At 48.0% G+C, this 13,486-nt stretch carries 12 protein-coding genes; 6 read left to right on the top strand and 6 right to left on the bottom strand.

The features are described from left to right. Window positions 1-45: 45 nt before the first annotated feature. Window positions 46-2,922 (bottom strand): excinuclease ABC subunit UvrA, encoded by a 2,877-nt coding sequence (gene uvrA, locus IM638_07915; GenBank protein MCA6362949.1) that lies wholly within the window; start codon window positions 2,920-2,922, stop codon window positions 46-48. Window positions 2,923-3,192: 270 nt separating this feature from the next. Here uvrA and IM638_07910 point away from each other — a divergent pair, with 270 nt between their 5' ends. The 5 genes from IM638_07910 to IM638_07890 all read left to right on the top strand — a co-directional run bounded on the left by IM638_07910 (window position 3,193) and on the right by IM638_07890 (window position 6,975). Next, the gene (locus IM638_07910; protein MCA6362948.1) at window positions 3,193-3,777 is read left to right on the top strand and encodes a sigma-70 family RNA polymerase sigma factor; all 585 of its coding nucleotides are present in this window, start codon (window positions 3,193-3,195) and stop codon (window positions 3,775-3,777) included. Between the two features lie 111 nt (window positions 3,778-3,888). Further along, window positions 3,889-4,077 carry a hypothetical protein gene (locus IM638_07905; GenBank protein ID MCA6362947.1) on the top strand — a complete coding sequence of 63 codons (189 nt, stop codon included), beginning with the start codon at window positions 3,889-3,891 and terminating at the stop codon, window positions 4,075-4,077. Window positions 4,078-4,303: 226 nt separating this feature from the next. Beyond that, the gene (locus IM638_07900) at window positions 4,304-4,540 is read left to right on the top strand and encodes a hypothetical protein (GenBank protein ID MCA6362946.1); all 237 of its coding nucleotides are present in this window, start codon (window positions 4,304-4,306) and stop codon (window positions 4,538-4,540) included. Window positions 4,541-4,654: 114 nt separating this feature from the next. After that, the gene (locus tag IM638_07895; protein ID MCA6362945.1) at window positions 4,655-5,197 is read left to right on the top strand and encodes a hypothetical protein; all 543 of its coding nucleotides are present in this window, start codon (window positions 4,655-4,657) and stop codon (window positions 5,195-5,197) included. A gap of 293 nt (window positions 5,198-5,490) precedes the next feature. Then, window positions 5,491-6,975, top strand: a complete 1,485-nt coding sequence (locus tag IM638_07890) for a DUF2779 domain-containing protein (protein ID MCA6362944.1) — start codon at window positions 5,491-5,493, stop codon at window positions 6,973-6,975. Between the two features lie 425 nt (window positions 6,976-7,400). Here the strand turns inward: IM638_07890 and IM638_07885 are convergent, their stop codons facing one another. Continuing rightward, window positions 7,401-8,777: a deoxyguanosinetriphosphate triphosphohydrolase gene (locus IM638_07885; protein MCA6362943.1), complete on the bottom strand. Its 1,377-nt coding sequence runs from the start codon at window positions 8,775-8,777 to the stop codon at window positions 7,401-7,403. A gap of 15 nt (window positions 8,778-8,792) precedes the next feature. Further along, complete coding sequence (locus IM638_07880; protein ID MCA6362942.1) at window positions 8,793-9,182, bottom strand: phage holin family protein; 390 nt, start codon at window positions 9,180-9,182, stop codon at window positions 8,793-8,795. A 163-nt stretch (window positions 9,183-9,345) separates the two neighbouring features. Here IM638_07880 and IM638_07875 point away from each other — a divergent pair, with 163 nt between their 5' ends. Further along, window positions 9,346-10,086: a DUF4476 domain-containing protein gene (locus tag IM638_07875; GenBank protein MCA6362941.1), complete on the top strand. Its 741-nt coding sequence runs from the start codon at window positions 9,346-9,348 to the stop codon at window positions 10,084-10,086. Window positions 10,087-10,353: 267 nt separating this feature from the next. Here the strand turns inward: IM638_07875 and IM638_07870 are convergent, their stop codons facing one another. The 3 genes from IM638_07870 to ubiE form a co-directional block, all read right to left on the bottom strand. Then, window positions 10,354-11,931 (bottom strand): FAD-dependent monooxygenase, encoded by a 1,578-nt coding sequence (locus tag IM638_07870; protein MCA6362940.1) that lies wholly within the window; start codon window positions 11,929-11,931, stop codon window positions 10,354-10,356. 3 nt (window positions 11,932-11,934) lie between these two features. Further along, a complete protein-coding gene (locus tag IM638_07865; GenBank protein ID MCA6362939.1) occupies window positions 11,935-12,657 on the bottom strand; it encodes a PorT family protein in 723 nt (240 codons plus the stop codon). Window positions 12,658-12,746: 89 nt separating this feature from the next. Beyond that, window positions 12,747-13,478: a bifunctional demethylmenaquinone methyltransferase/2-methoxy-6-polyprenyl-1,4-benzoquinol methylase UbiE gene (gene ubiE, locus IM638_07860; protein ID MCA6362938.1), complete on the bottom strand. Its 732-nt coding sequence runs from the start codon at window positions 13,476-13,478 to the stop codon at window positions 12,747-12,749. Window positions 13,479-13,486 lie beyond the last annotated feature (8 nt).

Raw genomic sequence — 13,486 nt, 5'->3', positions numbered from 1 at the left:
CCAAAACAGAATTGATTTACAGTGTCTAAATATATCTGTAACAAATTACTTTTTTCCTCCGCTCAGTTTTTCCTTCAAATACATTCCAGTAGCCGATGTTTTACTTTTCACCATCTGCTCCGGCGTACCTTCAAACACCAGATGGCCGCCCTCCTGTCCGCCTTCGGGGCCGAGGTCAATTACCCAGTCGGCGCATTTCACTACATCCATGTTATGCTCAATAATAATGAGCGAATGCCCCTGCGCAAGCAGTGCATGAAATGCATCGAGCAGTTTGCGTATGTCGTGGAAATGCAGGCCGGTGGTGGGTTCGTCGAAAATGAAAAGTGTGGGCGGCTGGTTGTGGCCTAAACCGAGGAACGAAGCAAGTTTGATACGTTGTGCCTCGCCGCCGGAAAGTGTGCTTGACGACTGGCCGAGGTGAACATAACCTAAGCCGGTGTCTTGCAGCGGGCGGAGCTTGTTTACAATTTTTTTGCCGTGGTTGCTGCCGTCGTTGAAGAAGGTAATGGCATCATCAACGGTCATTTCCAGTACATCGGCAATGTGTTTGCCGTTGTGCTGTACTTCCAGCACTTCCTCTTTAAAGCGTTTGCCCTTGCAGCCTTCGCAAAGCAAATGCACATCGGCCATAAACTGCATTTCCACTACTACTTCGCCTTCGCCTTCGCATACTTCGCAGCGGCCGCCTTCTACATTAAATGAGAAGTGTGAAGCCTTGTAGCCGCGCATTTTCGAAAGTTGCTGCTCGGCATAAAGTGCGCGTATTTCGTCGTAGGCTTTTACATACGTTACCGGATTGGAACGTGATGATTTGCCGATGGGATTCTGGTCGATAAATTCAACTGCAGCAATATGTCTGAAATCGCCGCCAAGCCGGTCGAAATGGCCGGTCTGCTCGCCGTAGCCGCCCAGGTGTTTCTGCACGGCAGGGTAGAGGATGCGTTTCACGAGTGTTGATTTACCCGATCCGCTAACGCCGGTTACAACCGTCATTACATCGAGCGGAAATTTTACCGAGATATTTTTGAGGTTGTTTTCGCGGGCGCCGTTTACTTCAATGTGGGCTTTCCACGGACGGCGTTTTGCGGGAATCGGAATTACTTCGCGTCCGGTGAGGTATTTTGCGGTGAGGCCGTTGGAGAGGAGCAAATCTTTGTGTGTGCCGCTGAATACTACTTCACCGCCGAGGCTTCCGGCCATGGGGCCCATGTCAACCATCGCATCCGACGCACGCATGATTTCTTCGTCGTGCTCCACCACAATTACGGTATTGCCAATGTCGCGCAAACCGTGCAGCACGCGTATCAGACGCTCTGTATCGCGCGGATGCAGGCCAATGCTGGGCTCGTCGAGAATATACATCGAACCCACCAGACTGCTTCCAAGCGAAGTAGCCAGGTTAATACGTTGCGATTCGCCGCCGGAAAGGGTTGATGACAAGCGGTTGAGTGTGAGGTAACCTAAACCTACGTCGCAAAGGAAACGCAGGCGGTTTGTAATTTCGGCCAGCAGGCGTTTGGCCACAAGCTGCGCATGTTTGTCGAGCTTTATTTGCTCAAAAAACACCAGCGCATCCTGCACCTGCATGAGCACAATATCGCTTATCGACTTATCAGCCACTTTTACATAGTTGGCATCTTTGCGCAAACGTGTGCCACGGCAGTCGGGACAGGTAGTTTTGCCCCGGTAGCGGGAAAGCATCACGCGGTATTGAATTTTGTAGCTCTGCTCTTCTAGGAATTTGAAAAAGTCGTTCAGTCCCCAAAAATATTTGTTGCCTGTCCACAGCAGTTTGCGCTGGGCTTCGGTAAGTTCATATACCGGTTTATGAATGGGGAAATCGAATTTATAGGCATTCATAACCAGCTTCTCTTTCCATTCGCCCATTTTTTCACCTTTCCAGCAGGCCACGGCATCTTCGTAAATGGACAGGCCTTTGTTGGGAATCACGAGGTCTTCATCAATACCGATTACGTTGCCAAATCCTTCACAGGTTTTGCAGGCACCAATAGGATTATTGAAGCTGAAGAAATGTACGTTTGGCTCATCAAACTGAATGCCGTCGGCCTCAAAGCGGTTGGAGAACAGCAGCTGGCCGGGCGTTTCCGGGGCTTCAGCTTTTTTCTTTTTTCCTTTTGTTGGTGCCGGATCTGGTGCAGCTGCATCGGCCAGTTGAATGATACAATCGCCTTCGCCCTCGTAAAAAGCCGTTTGTACCGAGTCGGCCAGCCGTGAGCGCGAATCTTCGTCGCCAGCATTTACAGCCACACGGTCAATAACAATAAACAATTCCTCTTTAGCTGATAGCTCCGACACGTTTATCTCGTTCAGGCGCAGCATTTCGCCTTTGTAGAGTATGCGTGTAAAACCTTGTTGCAAAAGCAGGCCAAGTTGTTCTTTGAGCAATTTTCCTTCTTTTTTGGGCAGCGGCGAGAGAATATATAAACGTGTCTGGTCGGGAAGGGCCAGAATAGCATCCACCACATCGCTCACCGAATGGCGTTTTACCAGATTGCCGCTTACCGGCGAGTAGGTTTGGCCTACCCGGGCAAACAGTAGCTTGAGATAATCGTAAATTTCGGTTGATGTGCCCACAGTAGAGCGCGGGTTGCGTGTGTTCACCTTTTGCTCAATAGCCACAGCGGGCGAAATACCTTTAATGTATTCGATGGCCGGCTTTTCTATTTTGCCCAGAAACTGCCGGGCATAGGCCGATAGACTTTCCACATAGCGTCGCTGCCCTTCGGCATAGAGCGTGTCGAAAGCCAGCGATGATTTCCCTGACCCGGAAAGCCCTGTAATCACCACAAAGCGGTTGCGGGGCAGCGCCAGATCAACGTTTTTAAGATTATGCATCCGCGCACCTTTAATAATAATGTGCTGTTTCGGATCGAGTTGTTCAATAGAGGATTTAGCCACGTTCGGAAAATAAAGTGCAAAATTACGGCACGATGCTTGATTTTTTACCGAAAGCGTCTATATTTGCCATAGACGATTTCTGAAAAAGAGGTTGCCCGGGAATTTTTTTTATTTTCATGCAACAAATCAAAACGGATTTCGTTTAGGAATACATAAACTTCTTTTATTGTCTCACAGGTCTTAAAAAAGGCCAAAATACAAGTCAGGAATAGCGAAACACCTCTACGTTTTCAAACAGACCCACAGCTGAAAACCCGAAAGGAGGCCACTATGCGCTATGACCAACTGAATGACCAGGAACTGGTTGACCTGTATGTTGCCGGAGACGAATCCTGCCTCGAATTACTGATTCAACGCCATAAAAAGCGTGTATTTTCTTACATTATGATGGTTGTTCGCGACCGTCATCTGGCGGAAGATATTTTTCAGGACACCTTTATTAAGGTAATCCAAACCCTCAAACGCGGTTCTTACAGCGACGAAGGGAAGTTTTTACCCTGGGTGCTGCGTATATCGCACAACCTGATTATCGACCATTTCCGCCGTCAGAAGCGTATGCCGCTGGTGGATGCCGGAGAAGATTTTGATATTTTCTCGGTATTGGTGCTCCGACAGGGCAACCATGAGGACAAACTGGTGAAAAAACAAGTTCGTTCCGACATCCGTCGATTAATCGATAAACTTCCGCAAGAGCAGCGGGAAGTATTGTTGATGCGTCATTATATGGATATGAGTTTCAAGGAGATAGCAGATTTTACGAATGTTAGTATCAACACTGCACTAGGCCGCATGCGTTATGCGCTGATCAATATGCGCCGCATGATGGAGAAACACAATATTGCCCTGTCCGCCTGATAGGTGTTAGGCCATTGAATAAAAAAAACCGGGATTTTCCCGGTTTTTTTTATTCAGGCACAATATGCGCATACCGGGTGCGTTAAGCAATAGAAACCAATCTTCAGTTTAATGAATAAAACATCTACACGAGAATTAAACAGTTTTCCGATAGATCATGCAGAATTGCTTCGCTATGTGGAAAACAATGCCGGAGAAGAGCCTGGAGATCATGTGATAGAAGCCCTGCTTCGTTTTTCAAAATCGCTTGAAGTCCGAAACTCAGAAATCACTGGTAAAACAGAATTAATCTACAACTAAAAGTAAAGGCTGTCTGCAAAGGCAGCTTTTTTTTACGTGTTTATCGGAGTATTAATGATGCATATCTTGTGGGAGATGCAAATTGTGCAGTTTTATTTATGCGTAGCATAAGTATGAAGTAAAGAGGGAAAGATATTAACAGAAATAGTTTTGAACTTGACAAGGGGGTTGGGGAGGGGATACTTTTGTGGGGAAATAAAACGAGACAGCGAACGAAATTGTATTCATGATGGTTAATTTTAAAGAAATTATTGAAGCGTACGGCCCTTACCTGGGATTAATATTAATGCTGCAAATTTCATTTATGATTATGCAGTTCAGATGGTTTAAGCGGGTAATAATGGCTAAAGATCAGGAAATTGAGAGGTTGATTCTGCGCGAAGAGGCTGTAAGCAAACGGCTAATGTTTGTGATCGATCAAAGAATACAGTATCCGGAGGCAGATGCGTTACCAGCTGCCTGATTGCTTTTTTGAATTCATTTTACAGGAGTATGCTGCTTGTGTTTGTCTTACATAAGCAGGTATAACAAATGTGATTTGCGGTGAATGGTATTGATTAATCTTAAAAATATAAAAATGGTACTATTAATTATTCTTACAGTTGCATGTTCGGCTGTGTTTTTAATACAGCACATTTATTTAAAATCAATTTATAATCGCCAGGTTGTTGAAGCACGGTTTCGTATGCTTCACAGCGAGGCAACAATGATGCTTTTTGACGGCGTGTTTTCACAGAAAAATCTTTCACCTACTGATTTGATTTTTTTGAGGAAAATTATTGATCGTCTGTCGTCTGATATTCATCAATTAAAAGCGAACCGGAAGAACTATTTTACGTTGTTCAATTATCTCCGGTTTAGTATTGAAGGCATAAGAAATGAAGAGTCGCAGACATTAGCAATGGCACATGACAAGGATGTGGTAAATCTGCAGCGCAAGGCAGGTGATGCCATGGCAATGGCGTTTCGTGCGTTTGTACCCTGGTTAAGGTTCAGAATACTGTATTTATTGATGAAGGTTGGTTTGTATCTGCTCGTGCTCATTGGTTTGGATCAGTTCAGAGGTATTTATGAACAGCTACTATCGTTAGGCCGGCATCATTCAGGCCGATTGGGGTAGTGAAAATATTGATGTGTACTGGCTGGTATGTGTGGGGAGTAGTTTCGTAGGGTTTGTGCACCGAGGCAAACAATTTGACGGTACTATTCAGCTGTTTTTGGGGGAATTGTTTTACAGAGCCGGGCTGGTTTGTGTTGACTTGGACTGATTGGTTAGCGTAGGTTTGGGGGCATGTATATGCAGGTATAGTAATCAGGGTGGCAAGATTCAGGCTGAATGGAGTAATTGTTTTATTGATGCGGGATATTGCATTGAATTCATAGCTCGAAAGCAATTATTACCTTAGTCCTGTTTTGGCAACTCATTATCTGCTCAGTAAGACCTCTTATATGCGGGGTGTACAATGTGCAAAAGCATTGTTCCTGTATCGTTATTATCCGCAATATCGTGATCCGCTGCCACCATCTCGTCAGGCAGCACTCAATCGCGGGCATGATGTGGGTTTGCTGGCGAGGCAGCTTTATCCGGGAGGCACTGATGCAACACAAGGTAGCGGACCGCGGGCAATTGAGGCGGTAGAGAAAACGCAGTCATTAATTGCCTCGGGCACAGCTGTAATTTATGAGGCTGCATTTGTATATCAGGATGTGCTGGTGCTGGCCGATATACTTGTGCGAAACGGAGAGGCGTGGGAAGTATATGAAGTGAAAAGCTCATTGCGTACTTCGCTTTCTAATCAGCAGGATGCGGCTTTACAATACTATGTAATTTCAGGTTCCGGTTTGCAGGTGAGTGAATTGGCGCTGATTCATATTAACGGAAGTTACACGCGTAACGGAGTGCTAAACCTGCAGCAGTTTTTCAGAAAAACCTCAGTGCTTGCTTTTGCACAGAGCCAGGTTGACTTAATTGCGGCACGTATAGAAGAGCAGAAGCAGTGGTTGAATTCGCCGCAAATACCTGATGTAGATGTGGGGGCACGTTGCTTTACACCCTACAACTGTGATTATATGGGGCATTGCTGGAAAAATTTGCCCCAGCCTTCAGTGTTTGATCTGGCCGGTATGTCGCGGGCCGATCAACAATTATTATTTGCAAAGGGAATGCGTACGCCCGAGCAGGTTCCGGAGAGTGAAGAGCTTTTGCCTTTGGCAAAGTTGCAAATTGCAACCCGGAAAACTGGATTACCCTTTGTGAATAAGGAAAAGCTAAAGACTTACTTAACTGCATTGCAAGGTGAGCTTGACTTTTTGGATATCGAAAATTTTCAGCCTGCGGTTCCGCGATTTTCGGGTACCCGGCCGTTTATGGCATTGCCTTTTGCCTACTCATTACACCGCCGCAATGCGGGGCGGGATGCCTTAACACATTTAAACTTTCTGGCCGAACCGGGTGAAGATCCGCGCCCGGAATTCATAAAGCACTTTCTGGCGCATACCGAAGGCAGCAACCTGATACTGGCTTATGATATATCTGCCGAGCGTTATACATTGCATCAACTGGCACAGCAGTTTCCTGCATTTGCCATAGAAATTAAACAAAGGCTTGACCGATTGCGCGATCTTATGCAACCTTTTGCCGAAGGCTGGTACCACGCTCCGGCGCAAAATGGCTCTATTTCGCTCAAAAATGTTTTGCCTGCGCTAATTCCTGAACTCAGCCATGAGGCCCTGGTAATTAAAAACGGCAGCCACGCCATGGCGGTGTACGATCAGTTGCATCTGGTAACTGACATGTTTTTGCGCGAAGAACGCAAAGAAGAGCTCCGCGAATATTGCCGGCTGGACACACTGGCGATGGTGAAGATTTTTGAAGTGCTTGAGAAAGCCGCGGGCTGAAAAGCTAAGCAGGCCGATGTATTCGTTTTGCTTTAGTCGGTGAGTACACGTTTTTACGTAGCCTTTTGCCGTTGAGTTGATTTTCCAATTACTGATCTGCATGTTGCAGTATGTGCTTCTTTTTATACTCAAGTCTGGAGACTTGAGTATAAAAAACGGAAAGTTTATCAGCTTCGCTGATTGAAACTTTCCGCAGCTTAGTGAAACTTTCCGCAGCTTAGGACTGCTGAAACTTTCCGCAGCTTAGGCTTAGTGTAGAATATTTGTGAATTTGATGCACCGGACGGTAATTAGTTATAGCCCTGACCGAACGGAAAGCCCGCAGGGTGCAGAATGCCAACCAAATCACAATTTACCGAGATTTGCAGGGAGGGCAGGAGCCGAACGGTTTTTTATTGCTTCCCCCAATTCGCTCCTTATTTTATTTACCGGGGCAATTCGATGCCTTTTAATTTCCGGTAAATATTCACGGCATAAGTATCTGTCATGCCCGCCACAAACTCGCAGATGCGGAGGATGCGCAGATAAAGATCGCGGCCATGCGCCTCGCCTTTGAAGAGAAACTGATCGGGCAGGATGCTGAGGATTTTTTCGCTGTAAGGCTTTTTCTTCTTCAACTCTTTACCATATTGATGATCGTCTATGGCGGCATTGATAAAAAGATCAAGCAACTCCGCTACCACATTGAACCCTGCAGCTTCTATTTCGAGTACGGAGCGGCTTTTGTAAATGTTGTTTACTGAGAGATCATTAATTTGTTTGAGTGGTTGTTCGAGTTCGGCCGGAAAAACTTTTAAAAGTGCTTTGTCAAATTTTCCGGAAAGAATTTCACTTTCATGATCCATAAAAGCGGTGAAAGCCTCATCAATAAGACGACTTATGCATACGGCGCGGAGATAGCCCCGCTGCTCGTTTTTGTTTTTTGGGTCGATGCGTTTGAAACGCTCTTCGTTGTAAAAATGGCCGGCCACTTTTTTCAGCAGATCAGTGCCTTCTTTGTCGCCGATGAGGCGCATGCGCAGGCCGTCTTCGAAGTCGATGATGCGGTAGCAGATATCATCAGCCGCTTCAACCAGAAAGGCCAGCGGGTGACGATGCCAGGCGTAGTCGGTGCCGGGAAGTTTTTCGATGCCGAGTTCGGTGAAAATGCGTTCGAAGAGGGCCTGATCATCGGCAAAGTAGCCGTATTTTTTCTGGCTGCCACGCCACTGATGTTCGGTATTGGTTTTGTGCGAACGCGTGGGATATTTGGCAAATGCGGCAAGGGAAGAAAACGTAAGGTTGATGCTGCCGCCGCCTGTTGACTGGTCGTAGGCAGTGAGCAGGCGAAACCCGTTTGCATTGCCTTCGAAGTTTACAAGATCCTGCCAGAGTGTTTCGTCGCCGATGGCGTCTTTAAACCGCTTTCCGTTTCCATTGAGGAAATAGTCGCTGATGGCAGCCTCGCCCGAATGACCGAAAGGCGGATTACCAATATCGTGTGCCAAAGCCGCTGCGGCTACCACGGCGCCAAAGTCTGACGAGTGCAGGTTTTGCAGCTTGTGCCGGGCAATGATTTCGCGCCCTACCATTTTGCCCAGTGAGCGGCCTACGCACGACACTTCGAGACTATGCGTAAGGCGCGTGTGTACAAAATCATTATCGGGCAGCGGAATTACCTGTGTTTTATCCTGCAGCCGGCGAAAGGCCGATGAAAAAACCACGCGGTCGAAATCGCGCTCAAAGTTGGTGCGGTCTTCAGAGGTTTGTCGCGGGCTGCTATCGCCGGGGCGGGTTTCTGAAAACAGGGTTGACCATTGCATACGCAAGCGAAAAAATCAGTTGAAACGATTGAAATTGTTGGTGCCATCGGCCCGCTGCTCATCACGTTTGCGAATGCCTTCGAATACGCCGGTAATAAGAGACAACAGTAAGCTGAAAAGTAATGCCGACCAGAAGCCGCCCACGCCAAACCCATCAATAAACTTGTCGGCCAGCATGACCATTCCGGCATTGATCACAAGCAGGAAAAGCCCCAGCGTAATAAACGTGATGGGAATGGTAAGCACAATGAGTATGGGTTTAATCACACTATTGAGAAAAGCCAGTGCAGCAGCCACAATGAGCGCGGTGGTAAATCCGTCCACATGCACCATACGGTCAGGCAGGATGTAGCAGGTAAGCAAAACCGCCAGTGTGGATATGAGTATGCGAATAATGAATTTCATGTGTTCAAAGTTAAGCGATCAGCCCGAAGCAGTGGCATTACGCTTTACTTTCTTCTTCACAACTTTTAGGGCTTTTGGTACCGGTACAACTGCTCTCATGAAAATTTTGGCACAGCTCTTGGTATGTATAACACAAGGAAAACATCCTGAAAGGAGTTTAGCCATGAAAAAGAAAAGAAACCTCTTACTTATGTTGCTGGGCGTTGCGTGTATGCTGCCCGCGTTGTTAATGGCCCAACAGACCGGCCTTAAACTTACCAATGCTTCAAACGAGGCCATGACTGTTACAATTAACGGGCAGCGTTACGAATCGACATCTCCCGTGCTTGAAATTAATAACCTCACACCCGGCAATCAGTTTATACGTGTAAGCAGTGTGCAAACTACAGGTGCCAATGGCCGTATTGTTCCTCCGCGCCATTTATACAGCGGCTGGATTAATCTTACCCAAGGCGGACAAACCGATGCCCGCATCGACATCCTGAACGGCTTGCAGATTCTTGGAATAAACTGGCCGTGGCAGCAGGGAGGCAACACCAATCCGAACGGGCAAAACCCTTCGTATATACCTTGGCCTTTTCCTCCGGGATGGCCTTTCCCGAACCTGCAAATGGGAATGCCTGAAGCGGATTACCTGCGGCTGAAAACCACGATTGATAACCAGTCGTTTGACAGTAACAAGCTGGCAATTGCCAAGCAGGCAGCAGCCGCCAACCGGATGACAGCGGCACAGGTAGCAGGATTAGTAAGGATGCTGACTTTTGAAAGCAGTAAACTTGAACTGGCCAAGGCGGCGTATGCCAACTGTGTGGACCGTAACAACTATTACCTCGTAAACGATGCCTTTACGTTTAGCAGCAGCATCAGCGAGTTGACGAATTTTACCAGCGGCACAGGCCGTTAGTACACCACAATACCTCAGATACCATCCGCTCGGTATCGGGGCAACAAGGCCGGGTTTTAGTAGCGTTTTTCCCGGCCGGCACTTTGAAGCGGCTGCGTGTTGGTTGCGCAGCCGCTTCTTTTTTGTGGATAACTGAAAAGCGGTTTGTAGTGAGAGATTTCCGTAAGACAGGACATGAATTTGTTTTGTAAACTGATGTCAGTTACAGGAAATTAGTAAGTAAAGTGTTGGAATATTAACAGGATAATTGCAATAAGGGAAAGCGAGTTACGCCAGTTTTTTTGCAATAGCCTCGGCACAACGTTGTCCGTCTATTGCAGCGGATACAATGCCACCGGCGTAACCGGCTCCTTCGCCGCAGGGGTAGAGGTTTGTAATTTGCGGATGCTGAAGTGTATCGTTCTCGCGCGGGATGCGCACTGGCGATGAGGTGCGTGATTCGACGCCCACGATTAATGCTTCGTTGCTCAGGTAGCCTTTCATTTTCTGGCCGAATGCGCGGAAGCCTTCCTGCAGGCGTTTGCCTATTTCGGGCGGGAGGAGTTCGTGCAGCGGAGCCGAAACTACACCGGGCTGGTACGAGCAGCCCGGAAGCTGTGCCGAGAGTTTGCCGTTCACAAAATCGCTCAGCGCCTGTGCGGGTGCGGTTTGTGTTTTACCGCCTGCTTCCCAGGCCATACGTTCGAGCGCCTGCTGATAGCGCAGTGCCGCAAACGGCCCGTGCTTTTCGTATTGCTTCAGTGCGGCCGGATCAACCGCCACCACAATGCCTGAATTGGCGTAGGGATTGTTGCGGCGTGAGGGCGACCAGCCATTGGTAACCACTTGCTCAGGGCCGGTGGCGCAGGGAGCAATAATGCCGCCCGGACACATGCAAAACGAATACACGCCAAGTCCGTTTACCTGCTGCACAAGGCTGTATGACGAGGCCGGCAGGTATTCGCGCACGAGCGGTACTTTGGATGTGGGGCAATGATATTGCACCGAGTCGATGAGTGCCTGAGGATGTTCGGCGCGGACGCCCATGGCAAAGGCTTTCGATTCGATGCGGATGTTGTTGCTGTGCAGCAGCTCGAAAATATCGCGCGCCGAGTGGCCGGTGGCGAGTATGATTTGTGCGGCGGCAAAGCGCACCTCGCTGCCGTTTTGTGTGGCAATGAGGGCTGAGATTTCGCTGCCGCTGCGTTCAATGCCTGTTACTTTGGTGTCAAAATGTACTTCGCCGCCACAGGCACGGATATTTTCGCGCATGGCCACGATAATTTTGGGCAGTCGGTTTGTGCCAATGTGCGGATGTGCTTCGGCAAGAATGACCGGGTCGGCACCATGCGCTACAAACAATTCAAGCACGCGGTTAATGTCGCCGCGTTTACCCGAACGGGTGTAAAGCTTTCCGTCGGAATAGGTGCCCGCGCCGCCTTCGCCAAAACAGTAGTTTGAATCGGGATTTACAATATGCTCTTTATTGAGTGCGGCCAGATCGCGGCGGCGGCGTTGTACATCTTTGCCGCGTTCGAGAATTACCGGCTTCAGTCCGAGTTCAATTAAACGCAGTGCAGCAAAAAGTCCGGCCGGACCGGCGCCTACAATAAGCACAGGTTTGGCCTTGCTCACATCGCGCAACGGCCATTGGGGCAATTCATCGTTTACTTGTTCGTTTATAAAAACCTCCAGCCGCAGGTTTATCTTAATTTGCCGGTTACGCGCATCAACAGACCGGCGCAGCAAACGCCAGCCACTCAGCGATTCGTCGGAAACAGAGAGGTATTCGCAGAGAAAACCGCGCAAATGTCCGTCGTGATAAGCAATTTGCGGCGCAACAACCAGATCAAGCTGCCTGATCATACCTTAGCCTTCAAAGGTGAGTGTAATCCAAAACACCTGCGAACGCAAACGATCGAGTGATTGTGAGTAGATGCCTACGTCTTTTACATGCAGGTTGCGAAGTCCCTGAGTAAGTTTGAGTTCGACACCGAATTTGAAGTAGGGGAGGAAAAGATCAATACCGGCACCCACGTCGTAGGCAAAATCATGTTTATTTATTTTTACAATTTCCTGCCCCGGAATCTGGTTCTTAGCATCGCGCTGCGAAGCCAGATCCAGTGTGTAGCGACCGCCGCCAATCATGTATGCCGCAAAATTATTCATACGTTTGGAGCGCACTTTCAGGTTGAGGGGAAAATCAAGAAAGGTGGATTCTATTTTACGCTGAATATCGTATGATCCGGTATTGGTTTCGAAATGATAATCGAGGTTGCGCTGCCCGAACGCGATATCAGGAGTAAAGCGCAGGGTGAGGTATTCGTGCAACCGGAGTTCGGAAACAATACCGAGATTGAAACCGGTAGAAGGTGAGGAAAGTATGGTTTTGAGGGAATCGCCGCCCACCACATTCGTGAAATCGTTTATGGGGGTCACTAGAAAATTACAGCGGTTTGCGCCGAGGAAAAAGCCAAAGTGAATGACTTCCTTGTAATATCCCGGACGGTTTTGCGAAGCTTTGTAGCGTTGGGCATTGCCAGACAGTGGCAGCAACAAAACAATGAGCAGCAGGAGGCGGATCAGTTTCATACCTAAATCTCTAACGGTATCAAATGTAAGTTATTGCAGCGAGTTTAACGACTGAATAAAAAGACGTAGCAGCTGTAAAAGGTTGGGTGTTATTTTTTGATTCCGGTGTAGATGGAGGCAATGCCAAAGGTGAGGGGCTGGCAGGTCACATCGGTGTAACCTGCTTTGCGCAGCCTTTCGAGGAACTGATCACCATCGGGGAAAGCGTTTACTGATTCGGGGAGATAGGTGTATGCGCGTGCATCTTTCGAGAAAAGTTTGCCGATGAAAGGCAGCATTTTCAGGAAATAAAATGAATAGAGTTGTTTAACCGGGAATTTTCGCGGGCGTGAAAACTCGAGTACAACCAGCATACCGCCGGGGCGAAGGACACGGAACATGCCGCTGAGGCCCTTGTCGAGTGTTTCGAAGTTGCGTACACCAAAAGCAACCGTAATTGCATCGAACGAAGCCTCGTTAAACGGAAGGTTTTCGGAGTCGCCGTAGGTGAGCGTGATTTTTTGTGCAAGCCCCTGCTCATTTATTTTCACGCGGCCGTGGCTGAGCATACCTTCGGAAATATCCACACCGGTGATGTGTGCGGGTTTTAGCTGCTTGTTTATTTCAATGGCAAAATCACCGGTGCCGGTAGCTACATCGAGTACCTGCTGCGGTTTGAGTGCAGTTAGCTTGCGGGTGGCTTTTCGTCTCCAGCCTTTGTGAATGCCTAAGGAAAGCAGTTGATTGAGAAAATCGTAACGGTGGGCAATGTTATCAAACATCGACGCAACCTGCGCTTTTTTACTTTCTTCGGTATTGTACGGAGTTACACTGGAAGCCATGATACAAA

This window comes from Bacteroidota bacterium (genome assembly GCA_020402865.1).
In the GTDB taxonomy this organism is placed as follows: domain Bacteria; phylum Bacteroidota; class Bacteroidia; order Palsa-965; family Palsa-965.
The sequence above is the reverse complement of the archived record's forward strand: the minus strand, read 5'-3'. Positions and strand labels throughout refer to the sequence as shown.